The following is a 13,418-nucleotide window of genomic DNA, read 5'->3' as shown; positions in this document are numbered from 1 at the left end:
GGGCTGGGTGCCCGAGGCCGACGAGGTGGACGACGAGGAGGAGATGCCCCTCTCTCTCCGCCTCTCAATAGCCGACACCCTCACCCTCGGCAACGCCACGTGCGGCTTCATGGCGGTGTACTTCACGACCACCGGCATCCTGATCCCGCACCTCACGGGCGACGACGCGTCGGCCGGCATGGCCCGCCACTCGGCCGCCACCGCGGTCATCCTGATGCTCTGCGCGGCGGTCTTCGACCTGTTCGACGGCCTGGTGGCGCGCAAGCTGCGCAGCTCGCCGATGGGCGCGGAGCTGGACAACCTGTCCGACCTGATCAGCTTCGGGCTGGCGCCCGCGTACTTCGTCCTGGTCTACGGCATGGTGGCGGACGACGCACACCAGAGAATGGCGGCGCTCGGGGCAATCGTGGTGCTCTTGGCCGTCGTCCTGCGTCTGGCGCGCTTCTCCTGCGTGACACCGACCAACGGCATGTTCCAGGGCATGCCGAGCCCGTTCGGAGCGCTGACGGTGGTCTCCATCGTGCTCCTGGAGCTCCCCTTCGTGGCGACACTCCTGGCGATCCTGGGCACGGCGTGGCTGATGGTCAGCCGGGTCGAGTACCCGAAGCCGCGGGGCCGGCTCGCCGGGGCGATGCTCGCCTGGATCGTCCTGTCCATGGGCCTCCTGGCCGCATGGGCCTTCGACGCCCCCAGCGGACAGCTCCTCCTCCAGACCGGCTGCGCCCTGCAGCTGGTCATGGGCGCGGTGATCCCCCTGTTCGCCACGGCCCGCCGAGTGAACAACTTCCGCGACAACCGCCGCGAGGCGCGGGCCGCGCAGCTGCCGTAACGCCGGCCGCTGAAGCCACACCAAAGGGGCCCCGGACCGGGAACGGTCCGGGGCCCCTTTTGGATGTACGGGGTGCTCCGCGCCCTTGCGCGACGGGCGCTTGTCAGTTGGCCAAGGCCGGTGGGTGGGGGGATGGGTGGGAGAGAGTGGGCCTCAGCGCAAGTGGTCCTCGGCTATGTGGGCGGCGACGCGCTCCAGGATCGGCCCCGCATCCGCGATGCACTGGGCGACGTCCGACTCGACCGAGGTGAGCGGGTACGCCCGCCCGATCCCGGCCCGCTCCAACACCTCCGCGGACAGCGCCAGGCGCCCGCACACCGCGACGACCTCCTTGCGCGCGGCCCGAGCCGCCGCGGCGACCCCCGCCGGAGCCTTCCCGTGCAGCGTCTGCTCGTCCAGCGACCCCTCACCGGTGATCACCAGATCGGCCCGCTCCAGCGCCGGCCCGAACCCGAGCACGTCCAGCATGACCTCGATGCCGGCCCGGAACCGCGCCCCCAGCAGCAGCGCCCCGTACCCGATACCCCCCGCCGCCCCGGCCCCCGGCGAGGCCGCGAACTCCGCCGCACGCGCACCGACGGCCGCCTCCAGCACCGTCGCGAAGTGAGCCAGCGCGGCGTCCAGCGCCGCCACGTCGTCCGGCGAGGCACCCTTCTGCGGGCCGTACACCGCCGGCGCGCCCTTCGGCCCCGTCAGCGGATTGTCGACGTCGCTCGCGAGCACCAGATCGACCGAGGACAGTCGCGGATCCAGACCGGACAGGTCCGCGCGCACCAGCTCCGCCAGCCCGCCGCCACCCGGCGGCACCGGCTCGCCGTCCGCGTCCAGGAAGCGCGCGCCGAGCGCCGAGAGCATCCCGGCCCCGCCGTCCGTCGTGGCGCTGCCGCCGACGCCGAACACGATCGTCCGCGCGCCGGCGTCCAGCGCGGCGCGCAGCAGCTCGCCCGAGCCGTACGTCGACGCGGTGAGCGGCGCGAAGACACCGGCCGGCAGCCGCTGCAGCCCGCTCGCCTCGGCCATCTCCACCACCGCGGTGTCGCCGCGCAGCGCGAACGCGGCGGTGACCTCCTGCCCCAGCGGCCCCGCGACCCGGACCTCCCGCCGTTCGAACCCGGCGGCGACCGCCGCGTCCACGGTCCCGTCGCCGCCGTCGGCCACCGGCAGCGACTCCACCTCCAGGCCCGGCACGACCCGGCGCAACCCGGCCGTCACCCGCTCGGCGACCTGCACGGCCGTCAGCGAGCCCTTGAACTTGTCCGCGGCGATGAGCACCCGTCGGGTCTCGTTCACTGCAGCGTCCGCCACCTTGCTTACCCCTTGCTCTCCGGGCCCTGCGCACGTCAGGGCCAGTCGCGCCGCTGCGACCTTAACCGGAGCACGCCCCCGCCGTCATGCCCCGCCCGAACCCTGGGAAGGGCCCGCGAACCCGTTGTGCGCCCGAGCGCCGAACCGCGCGCACGGGCGCCCGGAATTGGGTAAACCTTCTGCTATGACCCCTGTGGGCACTGAGCCAGAGCTCGCCGACCGCATCCTGGGGGGCTGGCTCGGCCGGATCGCGGGCAACATGCTCGGCAAACCGGTCGAGCAGGGCGACCTGTGGACGCGCGATCGGATCGACCGCTATCTGCGGCAGGCCGCAGCCCTGCCGCTCACCGACTACCTCCCCGAGCCCGCCGACGAGAACGACGGCTTCGAGCTGCGCCCGGAGTGGCGCCAGTGCGTGCGCGGCCACATCCACGGCAGCTGCCGCGACGACGACGTCGACTACGCGATTCTCGGCCTGCACCTCCTGGAGACCCACGGCTTCGGCTTCAGCACCGAGCAGGTCGGCGACCTGTGGCTGCTGCGGCTGCCGTATCTGCAGACCTTCACGGCGGAGCGGGCCGCCTACCGCAATCTCGCCAACGGACTGAAGCCACCCCTGACGGCCACCTTCGACAATCCGTACCAGGAGTGGATCGGCGCCCTGATCCGCGCCGACGTCTACGGCTGGACCTGCCCGGACGCCCCGGGCCGTGCCGCCTCGCTGGCCCGCCGGGACGCCGTGCTGTCGCACACCGGCAACGGCGTGTACGGCGCGATGTGGGCGGCGGCGCTGATCTCGGCGGCGTTCGCGGCGCCGACGATCCGGCACGCGATCGACACCGCGCTCACCGTCGTACCGGCGAGCAGCCGTCTGGCGCGTACCGTGCGCCGGGTCATCTCGCTGCACGAGACCCGGATGAGCTGGGAAGACACGCTGGCCACGGTGTCCGAGGAGACGGCCGGGCTGGGCTGGATCCACACCATCCCGAACGCCGCCGTCCTCACCGCGGGGCTGCTCTACGGCGACGGCGACTTCACCCGCACCATCACCCTCACCGTGCGCGGAGGCCTGGACACGGACTCCAACGGTGCTACGGCGGGCTCGGTGGCCGGGGTGCTGACGGGCGCGGAGGCGATCCCGGCGCAGTGGAAGGATCCGCTGGAGGACACGGTCCGCAGCGCCGTGTTCGGCTTCGACGGGGTACGGATCAGCGACCTGGCGGAACGGACACTGCGGCTGGCGGGGGCGGCGCTCCAGCCGACGCACACGGCGGTCTAGGGCCCGTCGGCGTCGCACGGGCTGGTTACTCTTCCCGGGTGACCACCACTCAAGACTTCGCCACGTACATCGCGGGCCTCCCCCGCGTGCTCGCCGGGGCCGCCGCCCTGTTCCGCGATGCCGAGGGCCGGGTGCTGCTCGTCGAGCCCAACTACCGCGAGGGGTGGGCGCTGCCGGGCGGCACCATCGAGTCCGACGACGGGGAGACCCCGCGCCAGGGCGCGCGCCGGGAGACGGCCGAGGAGATCGGCCTCGACCGTGAGCTCGGGCGGCTCCTCGCGGTGGACTGGGTGCACGGCACGGGGCGGCCGCCGCTGGTGGCGTACCTGTACGACGGCGGCGTCCTCGGCGAGGACGACTTCGCGGCGATCAGGCTGCAGGAGGAGGAACTCCTGTCCTGGCGCCTGGTGGCCCGCGAGGAGATCACCGACCACCTGCCGGGCGCCCTGGGCCGCCGCGTCCTGGCCGCCCTGGACACCCTGACGGACGGCTCCGGAACGGCCGAACTGGAAAACGGCCACCGCGCCGCCTGAGCCCGGCACCGCCGGACCCGCCCCCATCGGCAACGCGCGGCCAACTGGTCCATGTGCATGGCGAAAGCGCCGTTGAGACGGATCGAGACCGCGTCGCCCACGGTGCTGTAGATGTCCCGGTTCTCCTGGCGTGTCAGTACGTCCCGGCTCGCGAGGGTGACATCCGTGGCGATACCGAGAGCGAGCAGCAGCGCGGGGACACGGACGAGGTAGACGCTGATGGACGCCGCTCGCGCGGGCAGTTCGCCTTTGAGGGCGCCCAGTACGTCGACCTTGTACGTCAGGGCCAGCGCGGCCGCGTGCGTGGCCAGCGCCAGGGCGCCGAGCAGGGCGGCGATGCCCGCGGCCAGCGAGGCGTACAGCCCCAGCCGGGCGAGACCGTTGTACAAGCCGACGTGGTGCCTCAGCTCATCCTGATCGGCCTCTCCCTGGTCCAGCCGCTGTTCCTGGACCGGTACGTCCTGTTCAGTCTGCTGGGTCTGGCGCTGCTGATCGGTACGGCACTGGGCACGGCGATACGGGCGGCCGCGCCGCGCTTCCCGAGGGCGGCCCCGTGGATCCTCCCCGTGACCATCGCCGTGGCGATGACGGCACTGCTGCCCCAGTCGCTGGCCAAGCGCTCCGCGGCGAGCCGGGTGGACGACGTCCTGGCCGTGGCGGCGGACGTACGGCGGCTCAAGGAGCCCGGAGACGCGGTCCTCTTCGTACCGGCAGCGCGCCGCGACACCAAGTCGGTCTCTCCGCACGCCTTCACCGGCCTGGGGGACGTAGCGCTGGCCGAGAGCCCGCGGAAGTCCGGAACCCTCAAGGGCGTGGAGGCCGGCCCGGCCCGGATCCGCGCCGCGATGCTGGCCCAGCGACGGATCCTCCTGGTGACGGACGCACCGAAGGTCGCGAGACCGGTGTCGGCGAAGCGAGACCGGATGAAGACCTCGGTACTGAGGAAGTACTTCACGCCGGTGGCGGACGAGCAGGTCCGGGGCCGCAGGGTGACGGTGTACCGACGCAACGACACATGAACCGCGGCCGTCCGGCGGAGCCGACAGGTGGGGCACGCCCCGGCATCCGCTCGCTCGGATATCCGCTCGCTCCGAGCAGGCACACGTCCTACTCTCGGGCCTATGAACAGGCCACTCGTCGCCATCCTCAGTGGCGCAGGGATCTCCACCGATTCCGGCATCCCCGACTACCGCGGTCCCAACGGGCTGTGGCGCAAGGATCCCGAGGCCGAGAAGCTCGTGACGTACGAGTACTACATGGGCGATCCGGAGATCCGGCGGCGGTCGTGGCAGATGCGGCGCAGGAACAGGACGCTGAAGGCCGAGCCGAACGCCGCGCACCGGGCCGTCGCCGAGCTGGAGAAGTCCGGGATCCCGGTCCGGGTGATCACCCAGAACGTGGACGGGCTGCATCAGCTCGTCGGCCTGTCGGCCCGCAAGGTGCTGGAACTGCACGGCACCGCACGGCAGTTCGTGTGCACCCAGTGCCATGCCCGGGGGCCCATGGAGGACGCGCTCGCGCGGGTCGAGGCCGGGGAGGAGGACCCCGCGTGCCTGGAGTGCGGCGGGATCCTCAAGTCGGCCACCGTCATGTTCGGCCAGCGGCTCGATCCCGTGGTCCTCGGTGAGGCCCTCGCGATAACCAAGGCCTGCACGGTGTTCATCGCCGTGGGCAGCAGCCTCCAGGTCCAGCCCGCCGCCGGCCTCGCGGGTGTCGCCGCCGACCACGGCGCCCGACTGATCATCGTCAACGCCGAGCCGACGCCGTACGACGACCGCGCACAGGAGGTCGTGCGCGAGCCGATCGGCACGGCGCTGCCGGCGCTGCTGTCCCAGCTGTCCACGGAGTACGCCGCATAGAGCCTGGGCAGGGCCCGGACAGAGCACGGACAGCGCCTGGGCAGGGGCTAGAACAGTGCCGTACCCCGCTCGAAGTCCAGCAGGCGGCGCTTGCGGTCCAGGCCGCCGCCGTAGCCGGTGAGGCTGCCCGTGGAGCCGATGACCCGGTGGCAGGGCACGATGATGCCGACCGGGTTGCGGCCGTTGGCGAGGCCGACGGCGCGGGAAGCGTTGCGATTGCCCAGGGACTCGGCGAGTTCGCAGTAGGTCCGGGTCTCGCCGTACGGGATCTTCGTCAGCCCCTCCCAGACGCGGCGCTGGAACGGCGTTCCCTCCAGCCTCAGTTCGAGGCCGAACTCCGTCAACTCGCCCGCGAAATAGGCCGCCAGCTGCGCCTCGGCCGCGGCGAACGGGGTGTCGTCGCGCTCGCCGAAGGTCTCCTCGGGCGGGCGGTGTCGCTGGTCGGTCATGTAGAGGCCGCACAGGACGCCGTCGTCGGCGACGAGGGTCAGGGGGCCGTACGGGCTGTCGGTGACGGTGTGCTGTTTCGTCGGGCTCATCGGGTGTCCTACGTCCTTACACGGGCAGGAAGTTGATCGGGTGGCTGTCGGTCGCCCACAGGTACTGCACCGCGTACGCCCGCCAGGGCCGCCAGGCCGCCGCGCGGGCGGTGAGCGCGGCCGGGGTCGAGGGCAGGCCCAGCTCCTGGGCGGCCCGCCGGATGCCGAGGTCGGTGGCGAGGAACGCGTCGGGGTCGCCGAGCGCGCGCATGGCGATGACGTCCACCGTCCAGGGACCGAAGCCGGGCAGCGACAGCAGCTGGGCGCGGGACTGTGCCCAGTCGCTCTCCACCCCCAGATGAAGGGTGCCGCCGGCCAGCCGACCGACGAGTGTGGTGAACGTGGCCCGGCGGGTGCGCGGCATCGCCAGCCGCTCCGGGTCGAGGCCGGCGAGCGCCTCCGGTGCCGGGAAGAGGTGGGTCAGACCGCCCTCCGGATCGTCCACCGGCTTGCCGTGCGCGGTGACCAGGCGGGCGGCGTGGGTACGGGCGGCGGCCGTGGAGACCTGCTGGCCGAGCACCGCGCGCACCGCGAACTCGGCCTCGTCCACGGTACGTGGCACGCGCCGGCCCGGCGCCTTGTCGACCAGCGGCGCGAGGAGCGGGTCCGTGCGCAGCTGGTCGTCGACGGCGACCGGGTCGGCGTCGAGGTCGAGCAGGCGGCGGCAGCGGCTGATGGCGACGGTGAGATCGCGCAGGTCGCTGAGGGTGAGACGGCAGGCGATGTGGTCGGGCCGGGGGGTCAGGGCCACGATGCCGTGGCCGTACGGCAGGCGCAGCGTCCGCCGGTAGGCGCCGTCCCGCCACTCCTCCACCCCCGGTACGGCGGTCGCCGCCAGGTGCCCGAAGAGGTTGTCGGGGTTGAGCGGGGCGCGGAAGGGGAGGCGCAGGGACAGCGTCCCCGGGGTGGCGCTCGGGGTGGTGCTCGGGGCGGACCGCCGCGGGACCCGGCTGCGCAGCTCGCTCGGGGAGAGGGCGAAGACCTCGCGCACGGTGTCGTTGAAGGTACGGATCGAGGAGAAGCCGGCCGCGAAGGCGATCTCGGCCATCGGCAGCGGGGTCGTCTCGACGAGGAGCCGGGCGGTCTGGGCGCGCTGGGCGCGGGCGAGCGCGAGGGGGCCGGCGCCGAGCTCGGCGAGCAGCTGGCGTTCGACCTGGCGGGTGCTGTAGCCGAGGCGGGCGGCGAGTCCGGGCACGCCCTCGCGGTCGACCACGCCGTCGGCGATCAGCCGCATCGCGCGAGCCACCAGGTCGGCGCGCTGGTTCCACTCCGGGGAGCCGGGGCTGGTGTCGGGCCGGCAGCGCTTGCAGGCCCGGAAGCCGGCCTGCTGGCAGGCGGCCGCGCTCGGGTAGAACGTCATGTTCTCGGGCTTGGGGGGTACGACGGGGCAGCTGGGCCGACAGTAGATGCGGGTCGTCAGGACGGCCGTGAAGAACCATCCGTCGAACCGCGCGTCCTTGGACTGGACGGCACGTACACAGCGCTCCCGTTCGAGGTGCATCCCTGTCTGCATGCGTCCAGCATCGACCACGGGCGGGGACGGCCGCTGGCGAGAATCCGACACGTAGGTCGCCGGGCTCAGGAGCAGACGTAGGTGAAGGTCGCCTCCCCCTCGACCGGGGTCCGCTGGTGCGCGACGCGCAGACGGGCGGTGCCGTGGAAGGTGCCGGGGCCGCGGACCGTCCAGCGCAGGTGCACGGTGACCCGGCGTTCGCCGCTGTGGGCCGTACGGACCAACTCGCCGGTGTCGTGGCCGTCGCTGCGCAGCCAGCGGTAGGTCACGGGGCCGCCGCGGCCGTCGGTGCGCACCACGCCGACCATGTCGGCGGTCTGACCGCAGTGCAACTTCCCGGTGGGTGCCTGGACTTCGACGGCGGTGACGGTGGGGGCGGGGTCCGGACGCAGCAGCAGCCACAGCAGGACGGCCACGACGGTGAGGAGCGCGGTCGTGGCGATCCAGCCCCGGCGTCTTCGCTCGCGCGGGTCGGGCGGCGGGGCCGCGGCGCTCCACCGGCCCCTGAGCGCCTCCTGCCCCTCGACGGGAACACCCGGACCGAACCGCAGCAGAATCTCGTCGGCGTCCGCTCCGGTGGCGGTCGGTACGAGGTCGTGCTGTTCCGGTGCGGGGTGGACGGGCCCGGTCCGGTGACGCTTGCCGAGGACGGTGGCCTGCTCGTCCGGGAGGGCGGGGTCGGGGGTACGGGCGCGACGGGCACGGCTGGGCATGGTGAGCTGTGCGTCGGCCGGGGCGCCCTGGTCCGCCGCGGGAACGAGGACGGTGGGGTCGGGGCCCGCAGCCCCGGGACCCCGGTCCTCAGGACGGTCGCTCTGGACCGGCGCTCCCGGTTCATCCGCCGTCGGCTCGACCGCCGTCGGCTCGACCACCGTCGGCGCCGCGGTCAGCTCCGGAGTCGTCGCCGTCACCGCCGCGCGCAGGGCCGTACGGCGCAGGAAGTCCGCCGGGAGCGCCGCGCGGCCGGCCACCAGTGCGTCCCGGGCCGCAGCGAGGCCCTCGGACTCGGCGGTGGCGGAGCAGCGGGCGAACAGGTCGGCCGCGGGGGTGCCGGCGCCCGTCCACGCGTCGGCGAGGGTGCGGGCCAGGGCGGCCCAGGCCAGGACGTCGGCCTCGCGCCCGGCGGCGGCCCGCGCGTCGCCGAGGACCGTGCCCAGCGCGGACTCGGCGAGCAGGGCGACGCCGTCCGGTGCGCAGACGACGGTGTCCGTGCCCAGCGCCCCGTGGGTGAGGCCGGCCGCGTGCAGGGCGAGCAGCGTCTGCGCGGTCTCGTTGAGCACGCTGGCCACGCTGCCGGCGTCCGGACCGGAGGCGTCGCCTGTGGCAGCGCCGGTGGCGTCCAGCAGGTCGGCCACCGTGGGTACCGGTGGGCGGCTGGTGAGCAGCCACACCTCCCCGGCCTCCGCGACGAGGTCGACCGTGCCGAGGACGCCGGGCAGGCGGAGCCTGCCCACGGCGAGTACCGCGACGGCCAGCCGCTCGCGCGTGCCCTCCGGGGCGAGCAGGGCGCGGTCGACGCGCAGCACGCCGAGCGCGGGGTCGCCGGATCGGGCCGGCAGCAGCGCGTGCCAGGTGCCGTGGCGCGTGTCCCGCGACCAGTCCGACAGGGGTCGCCCGGCGACCGTGGTGACTGTCGTCATGTCGATCCGTTCTCGTTCCGGCTCGGTACGGCGCTCAGCACGGCGGCGCGTCGAGCGACGCCGTCCGGGGCCCGCCGGCGGGCGCCGGGGTGCTGGTGAGGGAGACGATCCAGGTGCCCCGGCACGGGTGGTTCGAGAAGTCGGCCGTGAAGGTCACCGGGTAGTGCGTGCTGCCGGACAGCGGCTGCGTCTGGCTGCCGTAGGGGTCGGCGGGCGTGTCGACGTAGAAGTCGGCGGTGACCGTCAGGGGCCCGGTGCCGGTGGTGTCGACGGTGGCCTGGGCGATCAGCGTGCCCGGGGCCGACCCGCGCTGCCAGGAGCCGATGGTGATCGTGATGGTGCCGGGCGAGTCCGTGGGCGTGGTCGCGACGGTGCTCGGGGTCGTCGGCGTGGGTGACCCCACCGGCGCGGCGGTGCTCTCGGAGGGCGTGGTCGTCGGGCTCTCGGACGGGGTGCCGGAGGACGGGGTACCGGTCGTGGGCGGCGCGGAGGTCGGCGTCGCGGCCGCCGAGGTGCCGAGCGTGCCGGACGGCAGGGGCGCGCCGGAGACCGACGGCACCGAACTGGCCGCCGTCGTCGCCGTGTCGTGCGGCCGGGCCGTCGCGGACGTCACCCCGCCGACGACGACCGCCAGCGCGGCGGCCCCCGCCGCGGCCTTCCAGCCACCGCGCTTCACCCGGCCCAGCAGGGTCAGGGCCCGCGCCGACCCGTCGAGCGTGGCCGTGGCGGTGAACGGGAACAACAGGGAGAGCAGCGCGGCGAGTTCGGCGAGCCGGCGCCGTCCGCGCTCCTCCCAGTCGGCGCCGTACCCCTCGACGGCGGACCGTTCGAGGTCGGCGAGGAACTCCTCGACGCCGGGCCGCTCGGCCGGGTCCTTGGCCAGGCCCTCGCGCAGCAGCCCCTGGACCGGCGCGGGTACGTCGTCCAGCGCGACGGGGGCCCGCAGGTGCTGGAGCCGCAGCGCCGTCACGTCGTCGCCGGGGAACGGCCGCCGTCCGGTCAGGCACTCGAAGAACACCGCCGCGGCGGCGTACACGTCGCCGGCCGGTCCGGCGGGTTCGCCGCGCCACTGCTCGGGCGCCATGTAGGCGGGGGTGCCGGCGGCCTCGGTCTCGCGTCCGGTGCGGACGGCGATGCCGAAGTCGGCGAGCGCGCTGGTGCCGTCGGCGCGGACCAGGACGTTCTCCGGCTTGTAGTCGCGGTGGACCACCCCGGCCGCGTGGGCCGCGCCGAGCCCCAGCAGGGAGCCCTTGAGCAGGACGAGGGCGGCCTCGGGACCGGTCGACCCGTGCCGGCGCAGCAGCGCGCGCAGGCTGACGCCGTCCACGGCCTCCATCACGATCGCGGCGCCGCGGCGCGCCTCGACGTACTCGTACAGCGCCACCACGCACGGGTGCCGCAACTCGCCCAGCAGCCGGGCCTCGGCGCGGAAGCGGGCGACGAACTCGCGGTCGTCCCGCAGGCGCAGGCTCAGGTACTTGATCGCGACGGGTACGCCGGTCGCGGTGTGCCGGGCCAGGACGACCCGGCCTCCGGCGCCCTCGCCGAGGAGGCGTACGGCCTGGTAGCCGGGCACGGTCCACTCGGATTCCGTGCCGGGCGTGTGCTGTGTCATGCCGTCCCCTCCACGGCCGTGGCGACCGCCGCCGCCGGCTGCCCGGCCTTGTCCTGCCGGCGCCGCACGCGCCGTATCAGCCAGCGCACCGGCGCGGCCCACACGGGGAACGCGACCAGGGCGACCACGGCCCCCTCGATCACGGCGTCCCACGGCGCGGCCACCCGCCCCGCCAACAGGTCCCCGATCCGGGAGTGCCAGGCCAGCAGGGCGAGGACCAGGAAGCCGTAGGTGCCGACGACGATCGCGAGGCCGTAGGCGGCCATGCCCGCCTGGCGCGGTCCGGGCCGCTTGCCCGCGCGCAGGTCCTGCCAGAGCCCTTTGCGGAAGTAGGCGCTCGCCTCCTCGCGCAGGCGCGGCACGCGCAGCGCGTCGGTGAGGGCCTGGTAACCGTCCAGCGGCATCAGGGGGTTGAAGTTGTAGAGGGTGTTCAGGTACAGCCCGAAGGCGAGGTGGAAGAGGACGGCCGAGGCCGGTCCGGCGGGCAGGAGGGCCGCTCCCGTCGCGCACCAGCCGGCCAGGGCGGCCGTGGACAGCGGACCGGACAGCGCCACCACGACCCGCGACCGGCGCGTGCCGAACCACATGTCGCTGGTGTCCACGAACGCGAACGGCATGCCCATCATGAGCAGGAAGCCGCCGCGCCGGACCTTGCGGCCGTACGACTTCACGGCCAGGGCGTGCGTCAACTCGTGGACCACGAGGGCGGATATGTATCCGGCGGCGAGCAGCACCGGGCCCCAGACGCCCGCCCCGCCGAAGTCCAGCAGGTGCTGCCTGCCCTGTGCGACGAAGAACGCGCCGAGCCCGCCGACCACCGACAGCCAGACCAGCGTCACGCCGGTCCGGGTGAAGAACCGCCAGCCGAAGGCGTGGTAGACGCGGGTGACGACCCGGTCCAGGCCGGGCACCGAGACCTCCAGCTTCAGCAGCGCCCGGTACAGGGCCCGCCCCGCCCGGCGCCAGCCCTTGAGCTCGGCCTCCTCCGAGCGGCCGGGCAGGCCGCGCAGCAGTCCCGCGTCCGCGAAGGCGGCCAGCGCGGCCTCGATCCGGGGCAGGGCCAGCTCGCCGTAGCGGTCGGCGTAGGCGAACAGCAGGTCCCGTACGGTGTTCTCGCCGTCGACGGCGTGCCAGAGGAAGACCTCGCGCTCGTCCAGCTCCAGGTACATGCCGGTGCGGGTGTTGTTCAGCACCCAGCGGGCCTCGCCGCGGTCGGAGGGCACCTGTTTGAGCGCCCAGCCGGAACGGCGGCGGGGGCGCGCGGTGAGCGGCCCGTTCGCCTCCGGCGCCTCCTCCTGTACGGCGGTGGGGAGTTGGGTGAGCTGAGTGCCGACGACCTGGGTGCGCTGGCCGATGTGGGCCTCGCGGGGCTGCTCGAACAGCAGGCGTACGTCGCCGACGGACAGCTCGGTGCCGTCGGCGAGGTGGGCCGCGCCGCCGTGCAGGTCGACGCCGGCCACGGCGGTGCCGTTGAACGAGTCCAGGTCCTCGACCCGGAAGCCCGACTCGGTGCGGACGATCCGGGCGTGGCTGCGGGACACGCTGGCGTCGGGCAGGACCACGTCGTTGTCCGCGCCCCGGCCCAGCGTGGTGACCGGGCCGGTGAGCGGGACGAGCAGGTCCGGGTCGTCGAGGCCGCGCAGGTGCGGCGCGGCGTACGACGTCGGTGCCGCACCGCGACGGAGCGTGCCGCAGTGCAGGCAGTACGGGAAGTCGCGCCGCACGTGGACGCGACAGGCGTGGCAGAGCATGGGACGGGTCAGCCCGCCCCGGAGCCGCTGATGAACGTCCCGTCGGAGAAGCCGCCGTCCGTGTCGGCGCCGGGCGCGGCGGGCGACAGGTGCGTGGCGACGTCGCCGATGTGGGAGGCACCGGGGAGGTTCACACCGCCGCGCACGGTCTCGGAGCCGCCGATGGTCACACGGCCACGGCCGCCGTTCTCGCCGTCGCCGGGTTCGCCACCGCCGCCCTGGGGGCGGTCGCCGTTCTCACCGCTGCCGCCGCCTTCACCGCCACCGCCTTCGCCGCCACCGTGGCCGCTGCCACCGGAGGGACGGTCACCGTTCTCACCGCTGCCGCCGCCCTCACCGCCACCGCCGCCACCCTCGCCACCACCGTCACCGCCACCGTGACCACCGCCACCGGAAGGACGGTCACCGTTCTCACCGCTGCCACCGCCCTCACCGCCACCGCCACCACCGGAGCCGCCACCCTCGCCACCACCGTCACCGCCACCGTGACCACCGCCACCGGAAGGACGGTCACCGTTCTCACCGCTACCGCCGCCTTCACCGCCACCTGCGGAG

Annotated in this window: 12 protein-coding genes and 1 pseudogene; 6 read left to right on the top strand and 7 right to left on the bottom strand. The window is 74.1% G+C overall.

Annotated elements, in window-relative coordinates:
* Nucleotides 1–7: 7 nt before the first annotated feature.
* Nucleotides 8–829, top strand: coding sequence for a CDP-diacylglycerol--serine O-phosphatidyltransferase (gene pssA / locus ACWGKT_RS25935; protein WP_356146604.1), 822 nt, complete (start codon nt 8–10; stop codon nt 827–829).
* 153 nt (nt 830–982) lie between these two features.
* On the opposite strand, the gene ACWGKT_RS25930 is transcribed toward pssA, so the two are convergent.
* Nucleotides 983–2,119 (bottom strand): glycerate kinase, encoded by a 1,137-nt coding sequence (locus tag ACWGKT_RS25930; protein WP_453275585.1) that lies wholly within the window; start codon nt 2,117–2,119, stop codon nt 983–985.
* A 199-nt stretch (nt 2,120–2,318) separates the two neighbouring features.
* Between ACWGKT_RS25930 and ACWGKT_RS25925 the strand changes: the two genes are divergently transcribed.
* The 4 genes and pseudogenes from ACWGKT_RS25925 to ACWGKT_RS25910 all read left to right on the top strand — a co-directional run bounded on the left by ACWGKT_RS25925 (nt 2,319) and on the right by ACWGKT_RS25910 (nt 5,805).
* Nucleotides 2,319–3,413, top strand: coding sequence for an ADP-ribosylglycohydrolase family protein (locus ACWGKT_RS25925; protein ID WP_356146421.1), 1,095 nt, complete (start codon nt 2,319–2,321; stop codon nt 3,411–3,413).
* A 38-nt stretch (nt 3,414–3,451) separates the two neighbouring features.
* On the top strand, nt 3,452–3,946 hold the full coding sequence (locus ACWGKT_RS25920; RefSeq protein ID WP_453275584.1) for an NUDIX domain-containing protein: 495 nt from the start codon (nt 3,452–3,454) through the stop codon (nt 3,944–3,946).
* A gap of 398 nt (nt 3,947–4,344) precedes the next feature.
* A pseudogene (locus ACWGKT_RS25915) lies at nt 4,345–4,965 on the top strand (glycosyltransferase family 39 protein); the annotation flags it as partial.
* A 102-nt stretch (nt 4,966–5,067) separates the two neighbouring features.
* Nucleotides 5,068–5,805, top strand: a complete 738-nt coding sequence (locus tag ACWGKT_RS25910) for an SIR2 family NAD-dependent protein deacylase (protein ID WP_453275583.1) — start codon at nt 5,068–5,070, stop codon at nt 5,803–5,805.
* 47 nt (nt 5,806–5,852) lie between these two features.
* On the opposite strand, the gene ACWGKT_RS25905 is transcribed toward ACWGKT_RS25910, so the two are convergent.
* From ACWGKT_RS25905 to ACWGKT_RS25880, 6 genes are all read right to left on the bottom strand, one after another.
* On the bottom strand, nt 5,853–6,344 hold the full coding sequence (locus ACWGKT_RS25905) for a methylated-DNA--[protein]-cysteine S-methyltransferase (protein WP_453275582.1): 492 nt from the start codon (nt 6,342–6,344) through the stop codon (nt 5,853–5,855).
* Nucleotides 6,345–6,360: 16 nt separating this feature from the next.
* Entirely contained in the window at nt 6,361–7,857 is a 1,497-nt protein-coding gene (locus tag ACWGKT_RS25900; protein ID WP_453275581.1) for an AlkA N-terminal domain-containing protein, read from the bottom strand.
* Between the two features lie 65 nt (nt 7,858–7,922).
* A complete protein-coding gene (locus tag ACWGKT_RS25895) occupies nt 7,923–9,497 on the bottom strand; it encodes a hypothetical protein (protein ID WP_453275580.1) in 1,575 nt (524 codons plus the stop codon).
* A gap of 34 nt (nt 9,498–9,531) precedes the next feature.
* Complete coding sequence (locus ACWGKT_RS25890; RefSeq protein WP_453275579.1) at nt 9,532–11,112, bottom strand: protein kinase domain-containing protein; 1,581 nt, start codon at nt 11,110–11,112, stop codon at nt 9,532–9,534.
* A complete protein-coding gene (locus ACWGKT_RS25885; protein ID WP_453275578.1) occupies nt 11,109–12,836 on the bottom strand; it encodes an FHA domain-containing protein in 1,728 nt (575 codons plus the stop codon). The genes ACWGKT_RS25890 and ACWGKT_RS25885 overlap by 4 nt, the downstream gene beginning before the upstream one ends.
* Before the next feature lie 35 nt (nt 12,837–12,871).
* On the bottom strand, nt 12,872–12,997 hold the full coding sequence (locus ACWGKT_RS25880; RefSeq protein WP_356146402.1) for a hypothetical protein: 126 nt from the start codon (nt 12,995–12,997) through the stop codon (nt 12,872–12,874).
* On the opposite strand from ACWGKT_RS25880, the gene ACWGKT_RS25875 reads away from it, so the two are divergent.
* Nucleotides 12,974–13,418: hypothetical protein (locus ACWGKT_RS25875; protein WP_453275577.1), on the top strand; the 445-nt coding region annotated here is incomplete at its 3' end. The genes ACWGKT_RS25880 and ACWGKT_RS25875 overlap by 24 nt on opposite strands.

The organism is Streptomyces sp. NPDC054794 (genome assembly GCF_053611585.1).
This window is presented reverse-complemented; position numbering and strand designations above follow the sequence as displayed.

What these genes read in the sequence shown, in the direction of transcription:
- ACWGKT_RS25925 (WP_356146421.1), top strand. Translation starts at nt 2,319, where the DNA reads ATGACCCCTGTGGGCACTGAGCCAGAGCTCGCCGACCGCATCCTGGGG.
- ACWGKT_RS25910 (WP_453275583.1), top strand. Translation starts at nt 5,068, where the DNA reads ATGAACAGGCCACTCGTCGCCATCCTCAGTGGCGCAGGGATCTCCACC.
- ACWGKT_RS25905 (WP_453275582.1), bottom strand. Translation starts at nt 6,344, where the DNA reads ATGAGCCCGACGAAACAGCACACCGTCACCGACAGCCCGTACGGCCCC.
- ACWGKT_RS25900 (WP_453275581.1), bottom strand. Translation starts at nt 7,857, where the DNA reads ATGCAGACAGGGATGCACCTCGAACGGGAGCGCTGTGTACGTGCCGTC.
- ACWGKT_RS25895 (WP_453275580.1), bottom strand. Translation starts at nt 9,497, where the DNA reads ATGACGACAGTCACCACGGTCGCCGGGCGACCCCTGTCGGACTGGTCG.
- ACWGKT_RS25890 (WP_453275579.1), bottom strand. Translation starts at nt 11,112, where the DNA reads ATGACACAGCACACGCCCGGCACGGAATCCGAGTGGACCGTGCCCGGC.